The organism is Streptomyces sp. YKOK-I1 (genome assembly GCF_054660435.1).
In genome coordinates, this window is sequence record NZ_BAAGDR010000001.1 from 2,233,991 (window position 1) to 2,253,007 (window position 19,017).

The 19,017-nt window shown below is 71.2% G+C and carries 17 protein-coding genes; 3 read left to right on the plus strand and 14 right to left on the minus strand.

From position 1 onward, the window contains the following. From secD to pgsA, 12 genes are all read right to left on the minus strand, one after another. Nucleotides 1-1,788, minus strand: a complete 1,788-nt coding sequence (gene secD / locus ACYQ8Q_RS09380; protein WP_460063523.1) for a protein translocase subunit SecD — start codon at nucleotides 1,786-1,788, stop codon at nucleotides 1-3. 130 nt (nucleotides 1,789-1,918) lie between these two features. After that, on the minus strand, nucleotides 1,919-2,443 hold the full coding sequence (gene yajC / locus ACYQ8Q_RS09385; protein WP_460063526.1) for a preprotein translocase subunit YajC: 525 nt from the start codon (nucleotides 2,441-2,443) through the stop codon (nucleotides 1,919-1,921). Nucleotides 2,444-2,620: 177 nt separating this feature from the next. Further along, nucleotides 2,621-3,688, minus strand: a complete 1,068-nt coding sequence (ruvB, locus tag ACYQ8Q_RS09390) for a Holliday junction branch migration DNA helicase RuvB (RefSeq protein ID WP_460063528.1) — start codon at nucleotides 3,686-3,688, stop codon at nucleotides 2,621-2,623. 43 nt (nucleotides 3,689-3,731) lie between these two features. Next, nucleotides 3,732-4,337: a Holliday junction branch migration protein RuvA gene (ruvA, locus tag ACYQ8Q_RS09395; protein ID WP_460063530.1), complete on the minus strand. Its 606-nt coding sequence runs from the start codon at nucleotides 4,335-4,337 to the stop codon at nucleotides 3,732-3,734. Then, nucleotides 4,334-4,873, minus strand: coding sequence for a crossover junction endodeoxyribonuclease RuvC (gene ruvC, locus ACYQ8Q_RS09400; protein WP_460063532.1), 540 nt, complete (start codon nucleotides 4,871-4,873; stop codon nucleotides 4,334-4,336). The genes ruvA and ruvC overlap by 4 nt, the downstream gene beginning before the upstream one ends. A gap of 122 nt (nucleotides 4,874-4,995) precedes the next feature. Beyond that, a complete protein-coding gene (locus ACYQ8Q_RS09405) occupies nucleotides 4,996-5,748 on the minus strand; it encodes a YebC/PmpR family DNA-binding transcriptional regulator (RefSeq protein ID WP_460063534.1) in 753 nt (250 codons plus the stop codon). Between the two features lie 48 nt (nucleotides 5,749-5,796). Then, a complete protein-coding gene (gene pdxT, locus ACYQ8Q_RS09410; protein WP_460063537.1) occupies nucleotides 5,797-6,402 on the minus strand; it encodes a pyridoxal 5'-phosphate synthase glutaminase subunit PdxT in 606 nt (201 codons plus the stop codon). A gap of 6 nt (nucleotides 6,403-6,408) precedes the next feature. Then, nucleotides 6,409-7,314: a pyridoxal 5'-phosphate synthase lyase subunit PdxS gene (pdxS, locus tag ACYQ8Q_RS09415; RefSeq protein ID WP_067250098.1), complete on the minus strand. Its 906-nt coding sequence runs from the start codon at nucleotides 7,312-7,314 to the stop codon at nucleotides 6,409-6,411. Between the two features lie 115 nt (nucleotides 7,315-7,429). Beyond that, nucleotides 7,430-7,972, minus strand: a complete 543-nt coding sequence (locus ACYQ8Q_RS09420) for a LemA family protein (RefSeq protein WP_460063539.1) — start codon at nucleotides 7,970-7,972, stop codon at nucleotides 7,430-7,432. Nucleotides 7,973-8,431: 459 nt separating this feature from the next. Then, nucleotides 8,432-9,604 (minus strand): glycosyltransferase family 4 protein, encoded by a 1,173-nt coding sequence (locus ACYQ8Q_RS09425; protein ID WP_460063540.1) that lies wholly within the window; start codon nucleotides 9,602-9,604, stop codon nucleotides 8,432-8,434. Further along, nucleotides 9,601-10,521, minus strand: coding sequence for a phosphatidylinositol mannoside acyltransferase (locus tag ACYQ8Q_RS09430; protein WP_460063542.1), 921 nt, complete (start codon nucleotides 10,519-10,521; stop codon nucleotides 9,601-9,603). The genes ACYQ8Q_RS09425 and ACYQ8Q_RS09430 overlap by 4 nt, the downstream gene beginning before the upstream one ends. Then, nucleotides 10,518-11,216 carry a phosphatidylinositol phosphate synthase gene (gene pgsA, locus ACYQ8Q_RS09435; protein WP_460063543.1) on the minus strand — a complete coding sequence of 233 codons (699 nt, stop codon included), beginning with the start codon at nucleotides 11,214-11,216 and terminating at the stop codon, nucleotides 10,518-10,520. The genes ACYQ8Q_RS09430 and pgsA overlap by 4 nt, the downstream gene beginning before the upstream one ends. Before the next feature lie 291 nt (nucleotides 11,217-11,507). Here pgsA and ACYQ8Q_RS09440 point away from each other — a divergent pair, with 291 nt between their 5' ends. Beyond that, nucleotides 11,508-13,703: an elongation factor G-like protein EF-G2 gene (locus ACYQ8Q_RS09440; RefSeq protein WP_460063546.1), complete on the plus strand. Its 2,196-nt coding sequence runs from the start codon at nucleotides 11,508-11,510 to the stop codon at nucleotides 13,701-13,703. A gap of 186 nt (nucleotides 13,704-13,889) precedes the next feature. Continuing rightward, nucleotides 13,890-15,542 (plus strand): hypothetical protein, encoded by a 1,653-nt coding sequence (locus tag ACYQ8Q_RS09445; RefSeq protein WP_460063547.1) that lies wholly within the window; start codon nucleotides 13,890-13,892, stop codon nucleotides 15,540-15,542. A 142-nt stretch (nucleotides 15,543-15,684) separates the two neighbouring features. Here the strand turns inward: ACYQ8Q_RS09445 and ACYQ8Q_RS09450 are convergent, their stop codons facing one another. Then, on the minus strand, nucleotides 15,685-16,242 hold the full coding sequence (locus ACYQ8Q_RS09450) for an HIT family protein (protein ID WP_358994800.1): 558 nt from the start codon (nucleotides 16,240-16,242) through the stop codon (nucleotides 15,685-15,687). 67 nt (nucleotides 16,243-16,309) lie between these two features. On the opposite strand from ACYQ8Q_RS09450, the gene ACYQ8Q_RS09455 reads away from it, so the two are divergent. After that, nucleotides 16,310-16,978 carry a potassium channel family protein gene (locus ACYQ8Q_RS09455; RefSeq protein ID WP_460063549.1) on the plus strand — a complete coding sequence of 223 codons (669 nt, stop codon included), beginning with the start codon at nucleotides 16,310-16,312 and terminating at the stop codon, nucleotides 16,976-16,978. 26 nt (nucleotides 16,979-17,004) lie between these two features. Here the strand turns inward: ACYQ8Q_RS09455 and thrS are convergent, their stop codons facing one another. Next, the gene (gene thrS / locus ACYQ8Q_RS09460) at nucleotides 17,005-18,981 is read right to left on the minus strand and encodes a threonine--tRNA ligase (protein WP_460063550.1); all 1,977 of its coding nucleotides are present in this window, start codon (nucleotides 18,979-18,981) and stop codon (nucleotides 17,005-17,007) included. Nucleotides 18,982-19,017 lie beyond the last annotated feature (36 nt).

The window sequence follows — 19,017 nt, forward strand, 5'->3', positions numbered from 1 at the left end:
TCACGCCTCCTTCGTCTCGACGGGGCCGGCCGGACCGGCGGGACGGCGGGTGCGGCGAATCGGCGGCTGCGCGCCCAGGCTCTTGGGGTCGAGCCCGGACCACTTGTGGCCGTTCGCGAAGAACTTGCGGCGGGCGAGCAGGGTCATCAGCGGCTTGGTGAAGAAGAAGACCACGACCACGTCGAGGACGGTCGTCAGACCGAGGGTGAACGCGAAGCCCTGGACCTTGCCGACCGTGACGATGAACAGCACCGCGGCGGCGAGGAACGACACGAAGTCCGAGACCAGGATGGTGCGCCGGGCGCGCGGCCAGGCCCGCTCGACGGCGGGTCGCAGGGTGCGGCCCTCGCGGATCTCGTCCCGGATGCGTTCGAAGTACACGATGAACGAGTCCGCCGTGATACCGATCGCGACGATGGCTCCACAGACGGCGGGCAGGTTCAGCGCGAAGCCGATGGCCGGGCCGAGCAGCGCCATGAGCACGTAGGTGAGGGCGCCGGAGACCAGCAGCGAGGCGAGCGCGACGAGCGCCAGACCGCGGTAGTAGGCCACCAGGTAGATCACGACCAGGGCGAGGCCGATGGCGCCGGCCAGCAGACCGGCGTGCAGCTGGTCACCGCCGAGCGCGGCGGTCACGGTGGTCACGCTCTGCTCCTTGAAGGAGAGCGGAAGCGCACCGTACGACAGCATGTTCGCGAGGTTCTGGGCCTCTTCCTGGGTGAAGCTGCCGGAGATCTGGGCGTTGCCGCCGGAGATCGCGTTCTGCACGTAGGGGCTGGAGACGACGTCACCGTCGAGGACGATGGCGAACTCGTTCAGCGGCTGGGTGTTCTGCGCCAGCTGGGCGGTGATGTCGGCGAACTTCTTCGTCCCCTTGGAGTTGAAGTCCATGGTGACCTGCCAGCCGGAGGCGCCCTGCGTGTCGAAGACGGCCGAGGCCTTGTCGATCTCGGTGCCGGCGACGGCGGACGGGCCGAGCACGTACTTGTACCAGACGCCGGAGATCTCACCGCAGGCGACGGTCGGGTCCTCGGGCTTGACGCCCTCGCCGGCCTTGGTGCGCACGGACTTCTTGCTGCAGTCCAGCGCCGCGTACTTGGCCTGGAGCGCGGCGGACTCGGCGTCGGTGCTCGTCGAGGCGGAGGCCGACGGGCTGGCGGATGCCTTGGCGCTGCCGCTCGCGGACGAGGACGGCGTGGAGTCGGCCTTCAGCGCGTCGGTGACCGCGCGGCCCTGCGAGGTGGCGGTGGCCGACGGCGAGGACGAGGAGCTCGCCTTCTCACCGGTGCCGGAGGCGCTCGCGGACGGGCTCGCGGTCGAGCTCGGCGAGGCGCTGGAGGAGCCCGTGGCGGAGGCGCTCGGCGAGGCGGTGCCCGCGGCGGCGCCGGTGGCCTCCTGGGCCAGCACGGGACGGAAGTACAGCTTGGCGGTGGTGCCGACCTGCGCCCGGGCTTCCTTGGAGTTGGTGCCCTTGGGGATGTTGACGATGATGTTCTTGTCGCCCTGGGTCTGCACCTCCGCCTCGGAGACGCCCAGACCGTTGACACGGCGGTTCATGATCTCGACCGCGGTGTCCATGTTGGCCTTGTTGATCGCGGACCCTTGGTCGGCCTTCGCCTCCAGTGTGATGCTGGTGCCGCCGGCAAGGTCGATGCCGAGTCGCGGGGTCGTGTGCCCGGTGGCGAACATGCCCCCGGTGAGCCCCACGATGGCGATCAGGATCAGGGCCAGCGAGCGCCCTGGCTTGCTCTGGGCGCTCGCGTTCCGGCCCTTCTTAGGTGCTGCCACCTTCTTGTACTCCCTCTCGGGCCGCCTCGTGCCTGGTCAGGGCGGCGGCCATGACATGTAGTCGGGATCCCGTGCGAGATGCGCACGCCCCGGGGCGCACGGATGTGATCCGCGAGCCCCGGGGGCGTGACTACTTCTTCGCGTCGGAGTCGCCGTCGGTCTTCTTCGGCTCCTCGTCGGCCTCGGCCTGCTGGACCTCGGGCTCGTCGGCCTTCACCGCGTCCTCGTCGGACGCGCCCTTCTTGCCGAGGTCGACGGACTTGTCGTCGGAGGCGGCGGCAGCTTCGTCGGCGGACTCGTCGGCGTCGGCGGGGTCGGTGAGGGAGGAGGCGTCGTCGGGGACGACGTCGGAGTCGGACTTCAGGTCGTGCTCGATGCCGTGGACGATGCGGTTGTACTCGTCGTCCGACAGGACGGCACCGATCGCGTTCTTCGCGAAGAGCAGTTCCACGCCGGGCCCGGCGTCGAGGAGGACCGTGTCTTCACTGACCTCCTTGACCGTCGCGTACATGCCCCCGATGGTGCGGACGCCACTGCCGGGCTGCATCTCGTTCCGCATGTCGGCGGCCTGCTGCTGCTTCTTCTTGGCCGACCGGGTCATCAGGAACATGGCCCCGATGAGCACGATGAACGGCAGGAGGGTCAAAGGACTCACGGGTCGGAACTTCCTTCATGCGACCGCGATGGCTGAGCGGCCTGATGGATGGGGGTTGGTTGTGTGCTGCCGACAAAGGCGGCATCGGCGGAGTCTAAGCGAGTCCGCGTGCATGGAACAACGCTCAGCATGGCACCTGGGTTCCTGGCCCCGCCATTGCCCCCGCCGATGAACCGCTCAGGTCCCGAACAGGTCCTGTTGTCCGTTTCCTGCTGTGGCGGTGCGGGGCGGGGTGAGGCCGAGGTGTGTCCAGGCGGCCGGGGTGGCCACCCGTCCCCGCGGGGTGCGGGCGAGCAGTCCCTCACGGACGAGGAACGGCTCGGCCACCTCTTCCACGGTCTCACGTTCCTCGCCCACGGCGACGGCGAGCGTGGAGAGGCCGACCGGTCCGCCGCCGAACAGCTTCAGCAGCGCCTGGAGGACCGCGCGGTCGAGACGGTCGAGGCCGCGGGCGTCGACCTCGTAGACGGCGAGGGCCGCCGAGGAGATGTCCCGGGTGATCACACCGTCGGCCTTGACCTGCGCGTAGTCGCGGACGCGGCGCAGCAGCCGGTTGGCGATCCGGGGCGTGCCGCGGGAGCGGCCGGCGATCTCGGCGGCGCCTGCGGGGTCGATCTCGACGTCGAGCAGGTGGGCCGAGCGGTGGACGACGCGCTGGAGCTCGGCGGGCTCGTAGAACTCCATGTGCGCGGTGAAGCCGAAGCGGTCGCGCAGCGGGGGCGGCAGCAGGCCGGCGCGGGTGGTGGCGCCGACCAGGGTGAAGGGCGGCAGTTCGAGGGGGATGGCGGTGGCGCCGGGGCCCTTGCCGACGATGACGTCGACGCGGAAGTCCTCCATGGCCATGTAGAGCATCTCCTCGGCGGGCCGGGACATGCGGTGGATCTCGTCGAGGAAGAGGACCTCGCCCTCCTGCAGGGAGGAGAGGATCGCGGCGAGATCGCCGGCGTGCTGGATGGCGGGTCCTGAGGTGATGCGGATGGGGGCGCCCATCTCGGCCGCGATGATCATCGAGAGGGTGGTCTTGCCGAGGCCGGGGGCGCCGGAGAGCAGCACATGGTCGGCGGTGGCGCCGCGGGCGCGGGCGGCGCGCAGGACGAGGTCGAGCTGTTCGCGCACCTTCTCCTGGCCGATGAACTCACCGAGGTCCTTGGGGCGCAGGGCGGCCTCGACGGCCTGGTCCTCGCCGTCGGCGACGGAGCCCACCAGCCGCTCGGCGTCGGTGTCGGTCGGGTCGTCCCAGTTCATTGATGTGCCTAGGGGGGTGTGGGTCGGCGGGCGCGGTGCGGGGTCAGCGGGCGCGGTTGAGCGTCTGGAGGGCGGCCTTGAGCAGCTGGCCGACCTGCGGGGTGCCCTCGGCGGCCTCGGCCTGCGGGGTGACGGCGGCCACGGCCTCGTCGGCCTCGCGGGTGGCGTAGCCCAGGCCGATCAGGGCGGCGTGCAGCTGGTCGCGCCAGCCCTGGGTGACCGGCGCGCCGATCGCGGGGGCGCCGATGGGCTCGCCGAGGCGGTCCTTCAGCTCCAGCAGGAGTTTCTGGGCGCCCCTCTTGCCGATGCCGGGGACGGCGATGAGCGCCTTCTCGTCGCCGGTGGCCACCGCGCGGCGCAGCGCGTCGGGCGTGTGCACGGCCAGCATGGACTGGGCGAGGCGGGGGCCGACCCCGCTGGCGGTCTGGAGCAGTACGAAGACCTGGCGCTCGTCGTCGTCCACGAAGCCGTAGAGCGTGAGGGAGTCCTCGCGCACGACCAGGGAGGTGGCGAGCCTGGCGGGCTGGCCGAGGCGGAGCGTGGAGAGGGTGTTCGGCGTGCATTGGACGGCCATGCCGACCCCGCCCACCTCGACCACGGCGGCGTCGGGAGCGAGGGCGGCGACCGTGCCGCTGACAAAGGCGATCATGCCGTACGGCCTTTCGGTGCGGTGGCTCGGTGCAGGGCGACCGCCTGCTGGAGTCGGTTCTGCGCGGGGGCGCGCCAGATGTGGCAGATGGCGAGGGCGAGGGCGTCGGCGGCGTCGGCGGGCTTCGGCGGTGCGCTCAGCCGCAGCAGCCGGGTCACCATCGCACCGACCTGGGCCTTGTCGGCGCGGCCGCTGCCGGTGACGGCGGCCTTGACCTCGCTGGGGGTGTGCAGGGCGACGGGGATGCCGCGGCGGGCGGCGCACAGCATGGCGACGGCGCTGGCCTGGGCGGTGCCCATGACCGTACGCACGTTGTGCTGGCTGAACACGCGCTCCACGGCGACGCATGCGGGCCGGTACTCGTCCAGCCACTGTTCGATGCCCTGTTCGACGGCGACCAGGCGCAGGCCCAGCTCGGCGTCGACGGGCGTGCGGACGACGCCCACGCCGAGCATGGTGAGCGGCCGGCCGGCGACGCCCTCCACGACCCCGACACCGCACCGCGTCAGTCCGGGGTCCACCCCGAGTACGCGCACCCGCGCTCCCTCCCCTTCGCTTGCCTGTTTGTGCAGGCTATCGGGTGCCACTGACAACGGCGGCGGGCCGGTAGGACGTGTCCCACCGGCCCGCCGAATCCGCTCAGCCAGCGACGGCGCAGCTACGCGTCGACCTTCTCCATGACCTCGTCGCTCACGTCGAAGTTGGCGAAGACGTTCTGCACGTCGTCGCTGTCCTCGAGGGCGTCGATGAGCTTGAAGATCTTCTTGGCGCCCTCCTCGTCCAGCTCGACCTGCATGGTCGGGACGAAGTTGGCCTCGGCGGAGTCGTAGTCGATGCCGGCCTCCTGAAGGGCGGTGCGGACCGCGACCAGGTCGGTGGCCTCGCTGAGCACCTCGAAGGACTCGCCGAGGTCGTTGACCTCCTCGGCGCCCGCGTCCAGGACGGCGCCCAGGATGTCGTCCTCGCCCAGCTCGCCCTTGGGGACAATGACGACGCCCTTGCGGTTGAAGAGGTACGACACCGAACCCGGGTCGGCCATGGAGCCGCCGTTGCGGGTCATGGCGACGCGGACGTCGGAGGCGGCGCGGTTGCGGTTGTCGGTGAGGCACTCGATGAGCACAGCGACGCCGTTCGGGCCGTAGCCCTCGTACATGATCGTCTCGTAGTCGGCGCCGCCGGCCTCGAGACCACCGCCGCGCTTGACCGCGGAGTCGATGTTCTTGTTCGGGACCGACTGCTTCTTGGCCTTCTGGATGGCGTCGTAAAGGGTCGGGTTGCCCTCGATGTCGACGCCGCCCATCCGGGCCGCGACCTCGATGTTCTTGATCAGCTTCGCGAAGAGCTTGCCGCGCTTGGCGTCGATCACGGCCTTCTTGTGCTTCGTCGTAGCCCATTTAGAGTGGCCGGACATCTGCCTGTCTCCTTCGCGTAACCCATCGATATACGAACCCCAGAGATCCTACAAGGACTCGGTGGCCCGGTTCGCGCGCACCAGGTCGACGAACAGGGAGTGCACGCGGTGGTCGCCGGTCAGTTCCGGGTGGAACGACGTGGCGAGTGCGTTGCCCTGGCGGACCGCGACGATGTGGCCGTCGTGCTCGGCGAGCACCTCGGCGGCGGCACCGACGGACTCCACCCAGGGGGCGCGGATGAAGACGCCCTCCACGGGGTCGCCCTGGACGCCCCGGACGTGCACCGCCGCCTCGAAGGACTCGTTCTGGCGTCCGAAGGCGTTGCGGCGCACGATCATGTCGATGCCGCCGATCGTCTCCTGGCCCGAGCGCGGGTCGAGGATCTTGTCGGCGAGCATGATCAGGCCGGCGCAGGTGCCGTAGACGGGCATCCCGGCCCGTACGCGCGAGCGGAGGGGCTCCATCAGGCCGAACAGGACGGCCAGCTTGGAGATCGTGGTGGACTCCCCGCCGGGGATGACGAGACCGTCCACCTCGGCGAGTTCCTCGGGGCGCCGGACCGGCCTGGCCACGGCGTCGGCCGCGGCCAGGGCGATCAGGTGCTCCCGTACGTCGCCCTGGAGGGCCAGGACGCCTACGACAGGAGTGCTCATCGGGGACTACCAGCCGCGGTTGGCGTAGCGCTCGGCCTCGGGGAGGGTGTCGCAGTTGATGCCGACCATGGCCTCGCCCAGGTTGCGGGACGCGTCCGCGATGATCTTCGGGTCGTCGTAGAAGGTGGTGGCCTTCACGATGGCGGCGGCGCGCTTGGCCGGGTCGCCGGACTTGAAGATGCCGGAGCCCACGAAGACGCCCTCGGCGCCGAGCTGGCGCATCAGCGCGGCGTCGGCGGGGGTGGCCACACCGCCGGCGGAGAACAGCACGACCGGGAGCTTGCCGAGCTCGGCGACCTCCTTGACCAGCTCGTACGGGGCGCGCAGCTCCTTGGCGGCGGCGTACAGCTCGTTGTTGTCGTAGCCGCGCAGCCGGGCGATCTCGTTCTTGATCTGGCGCAGGTGGCGGACCGCCTCGACGACGTTGCCGGTGCCGGCCTCGCCCTTGGAGCGGATCATCGCGGCACCCTCGGCGATCCGGCGCAGGGCCTCGCCCAGGTTGGTGGCGCCGCAGACGAAGGGGGTGGTGAAGGCCCACTTGTCGGAGTGGTTGACCTCGTCGGCCGGGGTGAGGACCTCGGACTCGTCGATGTAGTCGACGCCGAGCGACTGCAGGACCTGGGCCTCGACGAAGTGGCCGATGCGGGACTTGGCCATGACCGGGATGGAGACGGCCTCGATGATGCCCTCGATCATGTCGGGGTCGGACATCCGGGCCACGCCGCCGTCCTTGCGGATGTCGGCCGGGACCCGCTCCAGGGCCATGACGGCGACGGCCCCCGCGTCCTCGGCGATCTTCGCCTGCTCCGGCGTGACGACGTCCATGATCACGCCGCCCTTGAGCTGCTCGGCCATGCCGCGCTTCACGCGCGCGGTGCCGGTCTCGGGAGCCTGGTTCTCGGTGGTGGACACGGGTGACCTCACTGGAAGGGAAGAGGGGATTGTGCAATCACCGAGGAAACGGGAGGGGACCAGTCCACAGCAAGGGCCAATGGGAAGGCGGTGGATCGTTTTCGGTCCGGGCGGCTCAGGAGGCGCGGTCCGCCAGGGCGGCGGGGGCCTCGTCGTCCATCTCGAAGGCCATCGGGAACGGGGCGTGGCCGGCCAGCCGGAACCAGCGGACCTTGCGGTGCTCGCGCAGCCGGCGGGCGGCGCCGACGGCGTCGTTGTGGAAGCGGCGGGCCATGGGGACGCGGCGGACGGCCTCCGTCAGCTCGTGCGTCGCCGCCTCTCCCCCGGGGGCCTCACGGACGATCTCCACCTGGCGGGCGTCCGCGAAGACGGCCCTGAGGGCCTGGCTCAGCTCGCTCTCGGCGACCTCCCGCTGCTCCTCCTCGGCCTGCCGGGCGGCGTGCGCGGCCTCGTACAGCACGATCGAGGCGGCCGGGTCGAGGACCCCGGAGGTGGCCAGCTCCTGGGCGACGGACGCCCGGCGGAGCAGCTGGGCGTCCAGCGCCGCGCGCGCGGCGTCCATACGGGAGTGCAGGCGGTCCAGGCGGCCCGCCGTCCAGCTCAGGTACAGGCCGACGGCGACGAGGACGACGAGGGCCCAGATGAGGGTTGCGGTCACGGTGGGCAAGGCTATCGGCACCCCCTGCGCCGACAACGGCACGGTCGCATGCGAGACAACAGCCAACCGGTCACGGCCGAACCTGAGCCCACCGCACACACGACCCCCCGCGGACGGACCTGCATCGCCGCACCCAGGGTCGGCCGGGAAGCGCCCCCAGGCGTGCGCCCCCTCGCCACCGCGCACAGGCGGCCAGAAACCGGCCCCCGCAGTCAGCCCCTCGCCACCACACCCACAGCCGGTCGCGAGCCCGCCCCACACCACCGCACACACGATCCCTCACGGACGGACCTGCATCGCCGCACCCAGGGTCGGCCGCGAAGCGCCCCCGGGCGTGCGGCCCCTCGCCGCCACACCCACAGCCGGTCGCAGGCCCGCCCCACACCACCGCACCGGCGATCCGTCGCGGACGGACCTCCGTCGCCGGGGGGCCGGGGGCCCCGGCCGCCGCGCGCGTCGTCAGTCGCGGGCCAGGCCCAGGCGGGCCCGGAGCCCCGGGCCGCCCCGGTCGTCGTCGGTGGCGGCCACCGCCGCCGCGCCCGCCGTGACCGTCTCGTACACCGACAGGATGTCCGCGCCGACGGTCGACCAGTCGAAGCGGCGGACATGGGCGCTGCCCCGCTCCCGCAGCTCGGCGCGGCGCACCGGGTCGCCCAGGAGCCGTACGGCCGCCTCGGCCAGCGCGTCCGCGTCCTCGTTGGCGAACAGCTCGCCCGCCGCGCCCTGGTCGAGGACCTGGGCGAAGGCGTCCAGATCGGATGCTAGGACGGGGGCCCCCGCCGACATGGCCTCCACGAGGATGATGCCGAAGCTCTCGCCACCGGTGTTGGGGGCGACGTACAGGTCGACGCTGCGCAGGAAGCGTGCCTTGTCCTCGTCGCTGACCATGCCGAGGAACTCCACGCGTGCGTGCAGCTCCCTGGGCAGGTCGGCCACCGCCTCCTCGGCGTCGCCGCGCCCCGCGACCAGCAGCCGGGCGTTCGGGCGTTCCGCGAAGATTCTCGGCAGGGCCTTCATCAGGACCGGCAGGCCCTTGCGGGGCTCGTCGATCCGGCCGACGAAGCCGATCGTGTCGCCCTGCCACTCGGGCCTGGGCTCGGCCCGGGCGAAGAAGTCGACGTCGACGCCGTTGGGGATGACGACCGCGTCCCCGCCGAGATGCTCGACGAGCGTGCGGCGGGCGTACTCGCTGACCGCGATCCGCGCGCTGATCTTCTCCAGGGCGGCCTGCAGGATCGAGTACGCGGCGATCATCGCGCGCGAGCGGGGGTTGGAGGTGTGGAAGGTCGCCACGATGGGTCCCTGCGCCGCCCAGCAGGTCAGCAGACCCAGGGAGGGTGACGTCGGCTCGTGGATGTGGATGACGTCGAACGAGCCGTCGTGCAGCCAGCGGCGCACGCGCGCGGCGCTGAGGAAGCCGAAGTTCAGCCGGGCCACCGAGCCGTTGTACGGCACCGGGACCGCGCGGCCGGCCGAGACGACGTACGGCGGCAGCGGGGTGTCGTCGTCGGCCGGGGCGAGGACGGACACCTCGTGGCCGAGCCGGATGAAGTACTCGGCGAGGTCGCGGATGTGGAACTGGACGCCGCCCGGCACGTCCCAGGAGTACGGGCAGACGATGCCGATCCTCACGCGGTCCCCCCGGGACCTTGGCGCGCGGGGTCGAGATCCGAGCGCCACAACCGCTGCAGCATGTGCCAGTCCTCCGGATGGTCGGCGATGCCCGAGGCGAAGGCGTCTGCCAGCGCCTGTGTCATGACAGACGTCCTCTCGGCCCGCGTACCTGACCGGGGTACCTCGATCGGGGGATGGACGCGGCCCCGCATGACGGGCGACTCGTCGTACCAGAGCGTGACGGGGAGCAGGAGGGCGTCGGTCTGCTGGGCGAGCAGGGCCGGGCCCGCGGGCATCGTCGCGGTGTCGCCGAAGAAGTCCACCGGGACGCCCGAGGCGGACAGGTCGCGCTCGGCGACCAGGCAGACCAGCCCGCCGTCGCGCAGCCGCCGGGCCAGGGTGCCGAAGGCGGTGCCGCCGCTGTGCGGCAGGACCTCCATGCCGAGGCCCTCGCGGTAGGCGACGAAACGGTCGTACAGGGATTCGGGCTTGAGGCGTTCGGCGACCGTGGTGAACGGGGTCTCCAGCTCGGTGGTGACCCAGGCGCCGGCGAGGTCCCAGTTCGCCATGTGGGGCAGGGCCAGGATGACGCCCCGGTCGGAGGCGATGCCGTCGGTGAGGTGGTGGACGTCCTTGGGGTCGAAGCCGGTCCTGATCCGCTGCTCGCTCCACGCGGGCAGCCGGAACGACTCCATCCAGTAGCGCAGGTACGAGCGCATGCCCGCCCGCGAGAGCTCGGCGAGCCGCTCGGGGCCCGCGTCCGGCACCACGCGCGCGTAGTTGCTCTCCAGCCGCCGTACGCCCTTGCCGCGCTTCTTCCAGGCCAGGTCGGCGACGGTCTGCCCGAGGCGCACCGCGGCCGGCTCGGGGAGCTTCTTCACGGTGCTCCAGCCGAGGCCGTACAGCGCGTCGGTCAGGCGCTCCTGGGGGCTCACTTCGCCGCCTCACTCCCCTGAGAGGCACTGTCCTGAGAGGCACTGTCCTGCTGCGCGGCCGCCGCGGCCTCCGCCTCCGCCGACTCCCGCCGGACCGTGACGACCCGCTGGATCAGCGTGACCAGGCTGCCGACGGCCACGATCCACAGGGCGACGGGCAGCAGGTACTGGATGCCCGGCACGCCGAACGTGTGCAGCCCCGCGAGCCCGGCCGCGACCAGCGAGACCACCAGGCGTTCGGCCCGTTCGACGAGCCCGTTGACGGCGACCGGCAGGCCGATCGATTCGCCGCGGGCCTTGGTGTACGACACCACCTGGCCGCTGGCCAGGCAGAAGATCGAGACGGCGCACAGGACGTTGTCGTCGCCGTTGCCCGCGTACCAGAGGGCGAAGCCGCCGAAGATCGCGCCGTCGGCCACCCGGTCGAGGGTGGAGTCCAGGAAGGCGCCCCAGCGGCTGGACCGGCCGAGCTGGCGGGCCATGTTGCCGTCGACGAGGTCGGAGAACACGAACAGCGTGATCACGATCGTGCCCCAGAAGAACTCTCCCCTGGGGTAGAAGACCAGCGCTCCCGCGACCACACCGGCGGTGCCGATCAGCGTGACCGTGTCGGGGCTGACCCCCCGCCTGATCAGAAATGCGGCGAACGGCGTGAGGACACGCGTGAAGAACGCACGCGCGTACTTGTTCAGCATGGCCTTCCCGAGGTTCGGTTGGCCGCGCGGCCCTGCTGGCCACCGGCTGGCCCATCGTAGCCACGCGCGCGTGTGTGCGACGGACGGGCACCCGCACCCCGTGTCACAGCACGACGGCATCCGGGTCACGGCCCGGTCGCGGCCGTCCGCCCGGCTTGCCGTCCGCCGTATGGACGAGCGGTGACGGGAGTGGAAAGCTCGAAGGACCGCGGGCGTCGCCGGAGCCGCCATCGCACGCGGGGCCGTCGTGCCCGCGCCCCCAAGGACCTCACCGTGCACGGGAGGCAAGAAATGGGCGACAAGGCACACACCCACCCCGGAGCCGCCGGCAGGGCTACGGCGGCCGACCATCCCGCGTCCGTACGGAATGTGGTGCTGGTCGGCCACTCCGGATCGGGCAAGACGACATTGGTGGAGGCTCTCGCGCTGACGGCGGGAGCGGTGAACCGGGCGGGCCGCGTGGAGGACGGCGGCACCCTCTCGGACTACGACGAGATCGAGCACCGGCAGCAACGCTCCGTACAGCTCTCCCTGGTGCCGGTCGACTGGGACGGCATCAAGATCAATCTGCTGGACACCCCCGGATACGCCGACTTCGTCGGGGAGCTCAGGGCCGGTCTGCGCGCCGCGGACGCGGCCCTCTTCGTCGTCTCGGCCTCGGACGGCGTGGACGGCTCGACCCGCATGGTGTGGGAGGAGTGCGCGGCGGTCGGCATGCCGCGCGCCATCGTCGTCACGCACCTGGAGGCCGCCCGCGCGGACTTCGAGGAGCTGACCCCGCTCCTGGCGCAGGCGTTCGGCGGCGACGACCCGGACGCCGTGCTCCCGCTGTATCTGCCGCTGCACGGCCCCAAGGCTCCCGACGGGCACGCGCCCGTGACCGGGCTGACCGGGCTGCTGTCGCGGAAACTGTTCGACTACTCCTCGGGCGAGCGCGAGGAGTCCGAACCGGACGAGGACCAGCTTCCGGATCTGGAGGAGGCCCGCAACCGGCTGATCGAGGGGATCATCGCCGAGAGCGAGGACGAGACCCTCATGGACCGCTATCTCGGCGGTGAGCAGGTCGACGTCAAGACGCTGATCGAGGACCTGGAGCGAGCCGTGGCGCGCGGCACGTTCTTTCCCGTCCTGGCGGCCGCTCCCGCCGCCGAGGGCGCCCGGCAGGGCATCGGCACGGTCGAGCTGCTGGAGCTGATCACCAGGGGCTTCCCGACGCCGCTGGAGCGGGAGGCGCCTCAGGTGACGACGGTCGACGGCAGGCCGCGCGAGCTGCAGTTGTGCGACCCCGCCGGGCCGCTGGTCGCGGAGGTCGTGAAGACCTCGTCCGACCCGTACGTGGGCCGGGTCTCGCTGGTGCGGGTCTTCTCCGGCACCCTGCGCCCCGACGAGACGGTGCACGTCTCGGGGCACGGCATGGCCGACCGCGGTCACGAGGACCACGACGTCGACGAGCGCGTCGGCGCCCTGTCCGCGCCCTTCGGCAAGCAGCAGCGGGCACTGACCCACGCCATCGCGGGCGACCTCGCGTGCGTGGCGAAACTCAGCCGCGCGGAGACCGGCGACACGCTCTCCGCGAAGGACGACCCGCTCCTGATGGAGCCCTGGCAGATGCCCGACCCGCTGCTGCCGCTCGCCATCCAGGCGCACAGCAAGCCCGACGAGGACAAGCTCTCGCAGGGCCTCGCGCGGCTGGTCGCCGAGGACCCGACGATGCGCCTGGAGCAGAACCAGGACACCCACCAGGTGGTGCTGTGGTGCCTGGGCGAGGCGCACGCGGACGTGGCCCTGGAGCGGCTGCGCGCCCGCTACGGCGTGCAGGTGGACGTCGTACCGCACCGGGTCTCCCTGCGGGAGACGTTCGCCGACCGGTCGGCCGGGCGCGGGCGGCATGTGAAGCAGTCCGGCGGGCACGGGCAGTACGCGATCTGCGAGATCGAGGTGGAGCCGCTGCCGGGCGGGGCGGGCATCGAGTTCGTGGACAAGGTCGTCGGCGGCGCGGTGCCGCGGCAGTTCATCCCGTCCGTCGAGAAGGGCGTACGGGCGCAGGCGGCCAGGGGGGTCGTGGGCGGGCATCCGCTGGTCGACGTGCGGATCACGCTGCTCGACGGCAAGGCGCACTCGGTGGACTCCTCCGACGCCGCGTTCCAGACGGCCGGCGCGCTGGCGCTGCGCGAGGCGGCGGCCGACGCGAGGATCCATCTGCTGGAGCCGGTGGCGGAGGTGAGCGTGCTGGTCGGCGACGACTACGTGGGCGCCGTGATGAGCGATCTGTCGGGGCGGCGCGGGCGGGTGCTGGGCACCGAGCAGACGGCCGGCGGGCGCACCCTCGTCCGGGCCGAGGTGCCCGAGATCGAGATCGGCCGGTACGCGGTCGACCTGCGCTCACTGTCGCACGGCACGGCGCGTTTCCACCGGGCGTACGCCCGCCACGAGCCGATGCCTCCGCAGGTGGCCGAGAAGGTCCGGCAACAGGCGGCGGCCGGTTAGCGGTTGAGGCTGCGTCAGCCTCAAGTGACCAGAGGGGAAGGTGATCCTCCGGTTCGGCGGGCGGCTTCGGCCGTCCGCCGACGGATGTCGGTGGCTGGAGATACGCTGATGACCTGATCAACAGGTGTGCCGAGTACGGAAGTCGGGAAAGCCGCAGAAGCGGGATCGCGGCGAGTGGGGGCGGGAATGACCGTGGAGGACTTCTTCGGGCCACAGGTGCCCCGGACGGGCGGAGCGGGGCAGGGCCCGACGCTCGCGCTCGCCTCGGCGGCGTACCGGGACACCCCGATGGAGGAGATCAAGAAGGCCGACAACGAATGGCACCAGTCGACGGTCAACGAGGGCCGCAAGTGGGCGAAGATCTTCCGGCCCAACTTCGGTGAGGCGTACTCCCAGGCGGTGATCGACCGGATGCTGGGCGTCGGCCGCAAGCCGCTCATCCAGTCCTTCGGCAGCGAGCCCCAGGTCGTCGTCGAGCACTGCCTCGCGGCCTCCCGCATCCGCCGGCAGCGCGACATCACGCTGACCGGCATCATGCTGCTGTGCGGGGTGCTCTTCCTGCCCGGACTGCTGGTGTGGCTGCTCGTCTTCCAGCTCCGGGCCGGTATGGCCAAGACGGACAACAAGCGGATCTCCGGACTCGGCACCGGTCTCCTCGTCGCGGTCGCCGCGCTCGCCGTGATCTTCCTGGTCCGGGTGCCGTTCACCGGCTTCTGGGGGTGGTACGCGCGGGGCTGCATCGTGGCCCCGGTGGCCGGCTGGTTCCTGGCCAAGCGGGTCTGCGAGCGCACCGCGAAGGACCTGCGCGAGCGCTGGGGCGGGCTGCTGTCCGGCGGCAGCATCGGCGCGAAGGTCCCCGAGGCGGTGCCGACCAGCCCCGACCAGGCCGCGGCCGAGCAGCTGCGCCAGTCCCTGGCCCGGCTCAGCGCCGAGCAGCAGTCCAACTCGGTCTTCTACGCCGGCCCCAAGGGCATCCTCGGCATGGGCACCCGCTGGGGCGCCTGGTCCCTGGCGGAGGAGCTGACCCCGCTCGACCCCGTGAAGGGCGTCCACGAGTTCCGCAGCTGGACGGTCGTCCGGGCCATCCACGAGGAGCTGACCGTGCTGCACCGGCAGCGGCTGAAGACCGGCGGCTTCCCCGAGCCGCAGGTGCGGCACTGGATCGTCACGCATGTCGGCGAGGGCGCCAAGGAGGTCACCCGGCCCGAGGGGACCGACGTCGAGGCGTACCAGGTCAAGCCGCGGGCCGTGGAGGACATCTGCAACGGCAAGCAGTTCGACGGCGGCGACCGCCACTACCTCGGCGTGCAGTGGCCGCATCTGTACAACGGCAACCTGGTCCTCACCATGATGGTCACCGTGACCGTGCTCAAGGAGACCCTGCGCATCGAGGTCACCGGCCATGCGCTCGGCCCGGTCAACGGTCTGTTCGGCAGCAAGCCGGAGGCCCCGACCAAGGAGGTCGCCAAGACCGTCCGCTTCTGGGAGACGCGGACGATCAAGCTGCCCCTGGTCACCACCGACGAGGTGGTCCGGCTGGCCGCGCGGGCCACGATCAGCTGGTACCCGCCGCTGCTGAAGTGGCTGGGCGGCTCGATCGGTCTGCCCGAGCCGTTCGGCCTGCGGCACGCCTGGGCCGACCAGCCCTGGCGGCACCGCTTCATGGCCGATGACGCGCTGCGCACGGCCACACCGGTGCTGCGCGCGGTGCACCGGGCCGCGTTCCGGGTCCTCAAGGAGCACGACGTGGACCTGGAGAAGTTCAGCTCGCGCTCGTCGGTCCTGAGCGGCGGTGTGCAGGAAGTGTCGCCGCGCAAGGCCGACACGTACGACGCGTAGGCCTCCGGCGGTGGGGCCGGGCCGTGCGGGTGATTCCGGCGGCCGGCCCCGGGGGCTGCGCCCCCGGACCCCGCTTCGGCCCTGAAGGGGCCTCGTCCTCAAGCGCCGGACAGGCTGACAGTCACGCCGGACAGGCCGACGGTCACGCCGGCCAGGCCTCCGCCAGCATCTTCCGGGTGTCGGCCAGCAGCTGCGGCAGCACGCGCGTGTGGCCGACCACCGGCATGAAGTTCGTGTCCCCGCCCCAGCGGGGCACGAGGTGCTGGTGGAGATGGGCCGCGATGCCCGCGCCCGCCACGGTCCCCTGGTTCATGCCGATGTTGAAGCCGTGCGCGCCGGACGCGGTGCGCAGGGCCGTCATCGCCTGCTTGGTCAGCTCGGCCAGCTCGACGGTCTCGGGACCGGTCAGCTCGGTGTAGTCGGCGACGTGCCGGTAGGGCACGGTCATCAGGTGGCCGCCGTTGTACGGGTAGAGGTTGAGCACCGCGTACACGTGCTCGCCCCGTTTGACGATCAGCCCGTCCTCGTCGGATTTCGCCGGGATCGAGCAGAACGGGCAGCCGTCGTCGGCCCCCGGACCGGTCGGCTTGTTCTCACCCTGGATGTAGGCCATCCGGTGGGGCGTCCACAGGCGCTGGAACGCGTCCTGCGTCCCCACTCCGATCTGCTGCTCCGGCTCACTCGTCATGCAAGGCAGCATATGGCTTCGCCCGTTCGCGGCGTGTCGCCGGGGCTGCGCGAAAAGCCCGGCAGGCGAAGCTGGCCCGATGGACGAAGTCAGCCGTCAGGCGCGCTGGGAGCAGCGCACCGAAATCCCCCTCGCCTTCGCCTCTCTCTTGTTCCTCGCCCTGTACGCGGTCCTGGTCCTCGCCCAGGACCTGCCGGGCGGCTGGCGGGATCTGTGCACGGCGCTGCTGTCCCTCACCTGGGCGCTGTTCGCCGTCGACTACGGGGTGCGCTGGCGGCTCAGCGGACAGGGGCTGCGGTTCGTCCCCACGCACAAGGTGGACACCGTGGTCGTCGCACTGCCCCTGCTGCGGCCGCTGCGGGTGGTCAAGGTGTACGAGGCCGTCCAGCACCGGCACGGGGAACCCCGGCTGTCGCTGTACGCGCGCGTGATCACCTACGCCGGGCTGACGACGATGCTGCTCGGCTTCGCGTGCGCGCTCGCCGTCTACGACCGGGAGCGGGGGGCACCGGGCACCGAGATGCACAGCTTCGGGGACGCGCTGTGGTGGGCGTGCGCGACGCTGACCACGGTCGGCTACGGCGATGTCGTCCCGGTCACGACCGGCGGCCGGACGATCGCGGTGGGCCTGATGGCGTGCGGGCTGGCGCTGCTGGGCGCGGTGACGGGTTCGTTCTCGTCGTGGCTGGTCCAGGTCTTCTCGCTGGAGAGCGACCGCGAGAACGGCGAAGGGCCCCCGGCGAGCTGACCGCCCGGGGCCCTCCTACGGCCGGATCAGACCTGCGCGCGCTCCTCGACGACCTTCGCGATCTTCGCGATGGCCTCGTCGAACGGGATGCCGTTCTCCTGCGAGCCGTCGCGGTAGCGGAAGGACACCGAGCCGTTCGACATGTCCTCGTCGCCCGCGATGACCATGAAGGGCACCTTCTGCTTCTGGGCGTTGCGGATCTTCTTCTGCATGCGGTCGGAGGACGCGTCGACCTCGACGCGCAGCCCCTGCTTGCGGGCGGCCGCGGCGAACTTCTCCAGGTACTCCACATGCCCGTCGCCGATCGGGATGCCGAGCGCCTGGACGGGGGCGAGCCAGGCCGGGAAGGCGCCCGCGTAGTGCTCCAGGAGCACCGCGAAGAACCGCTCGATGGACCCGAACAGGGCGCGGTGGATCATCACCGGGCGCTGCTTGGCACCGTCGGGGCCGGTGTACTCCAGGTCGAAGCGCTCGGGCAGGTTGAAGTCGAGCTGGATGGTCGACATCTGCCAGGTGCGGCCGATGGCGTCCTTGGTCTGGACGGAGATCTTCGGCCCGTAGAAGGCGGCGCCGCCCGGGTCGGGCACCAGGGGCAGGCCCTGCTTCTCGGCGACCTGGCGGAGGGTCTCCGTGGCCTCCTCCCAGACCTCGTCGGAGCCGACGAACTTCTCCGGGTCCTTGGTGGACAGCTCCAGGTAGAAGTCGGTCAGACCGTAGTCGCGCAGCAGACCGAGGACGAAGGTGAGCGTCTTGTCGAGCTCCTCCGACATCTGCTCACGGGTGCAGTAGATGTGCGCGTCGTCCTGGGTGAAGCCCCGCGCGCGCGTGAGGCCGTGCACCACGCCGGACTTCTCGTACCGGTACACGGTCCCGAACTCGAACAGGCGCAGCGGCAGCTCGCGGTAGGAGCGGCCCCGCGCGTCGAAGATCAGGTTGTGCATCGGGCAGTTCATGGGCTTGAGGTAGTAGTCCACGCCCTCGTCGAGCTGCATGGGCGGGTACATGCCGTCGGCGTACCAGTCCAGGTGCCCGGACGTCTCGAAGAGCTTCCCCTTCGTCGCGTGCGGGGTGTAGACGAACTCGTAGCCCTCCTCCTCGTGGCGGCGGCGCGAGTAGTCCTCCATCACCCGGCGGACGATGCCGCCCTTGGGGTGGAAGACGGCGAGGCCGGAGCCGATCTGCTCGGGGATGGAGAACAGGTCGAGCTCGGCGCCCAGCTTGCGGTGGTCGCGCTTCTCGGCCTCGGCGAGGAAGTCGAGGTACGCCTTCAGCTCGTCCTTGGACGGCCAGGCGGTGCCGTAGATGCGCTGGAGCATGGGGTTCTTCTCGCTGCCGCGCCAGTAGGCGGCCGCGTTGCGCATCAGCTTGAACGCCGGGATGAGACGGGTGGAGGGCAGGTGGGGACCGCGGCAGAGGTCCTTCCAGCACAGCTCGCCGGTCTTGGCGTCGAGGTTGTCGTAGATCGTCAGCTCACCGGCGCCGACCTCGACGTCCGCGCCGTCGTCGGAGGACGCGGAGCCCTTGAGGCCGATCAGCTCCAGCTTGTACGGCTCGTCGGCGAGCTCCTCGCGGGCGGCCTCGTCGGTGACGACCCGGCGGGCGAAGCGCTGACCGCGCCGCTGGATCTCCTGCATCTTCTTCTCGACGGCCTTGAGGTCCTCGGGCGTGAACGGCTTCTCGACGTCGAAGTCGTAGTAGAAGCCGTCCTTGACCGGCGGGCCGATGCCCAGCTTGGCCTCGGGGAAGATCTCCTGCACGGCCTGGGCCATCACGTGCGCGGTGGAGTGGCGCAGGATGTTGAGGCCGTCCTCGGAGGAGATCTCGACGCCTTCGACCTCCTCGCCGTCGGAGAGCACGTACGACAGGTCCTTGAGCTCGCCGCCCACGCGCGCGGCGATGACGGAACGCTCGCCGGCGAAGAGGTCGGCGGCCGTGGTGCCCGTCGTCACCGTGCGCTCTTCCCGCTCGGAATCGCGTTGGATGATCACACGGACGTCTGACACCGGTCTCTCCTGACTGCAGGTGGGGTGCGGCGCCAT

Excerpts from the sequence above, each read along its gene's own strand:
- ruvB (WP_460063528.1), bottom strand. The coding sequence starts at position 3,688 with ATGAACTGGGACGACCCGACCGACACCGACGCCGAGCGGCTGGTGGGC.
- ACYQ8Q_RS09405 (WP_460063534.1), bottom strand. The coding sequence starts at position 5,748 with ATGTCCGGCCACTCTAAATGGGCTACGACGAAGCACAAGAAGGCCGTG.
- pdxT (WP_460063537.1), bottom strand. The coding sequence starts at position 6,402 with ATGAGCACTCCTGTCGTAGGCGTCCTGGCCCTCCAGGGCGACGTACGG.
- pgsA (WP_460063543.1), bottom strand. The coding sequence starts at position 11,216 with ATGCTGAACAAGTACGCGCGTGCGTTCTTCACGCGTGTCCTCACGCCG.
- ruvA (WP_460063530.1), bottom strand. The coding sequence starts at position 4,337 with ATGATCGCCTTTGTCAGCGGCACGGTCGCCGCCCTCGCTCCCGACGCC.
- ACYQ8Q_RS09445 (WP_460063547.1), top strand. The coding sequence starts at position 13,890 with ATGACCGTGGAGGACTTCTTCGGGCCACAGGTGCCCCGGACGGGCGGA.
- ACYQ8Q_RS09450 (WP_358994800.1), bottom strand. The coding sequence starts at position 16,242 with ATGCTGCCTTGCATGACGAGTGAGCCGGAGCAGCAGATCGGAGTGGGG.
- ACYQ8Q_RS09455 (WP_460063549.1), top strand. The coding sequence starts at position 16,310 with ATGGACGAAGTCAGCCGTCAGGCGCGCTGGGAGCAGCGCACCGAAATC.
- ACYQ8Q_RS09440 (WP_460063546.1), top strand. The coding sequence starts at position 11,508 with ATGGGCGACAAGGCACACACCCACCCCGGAGCCGCCGGCAGGGCTACG.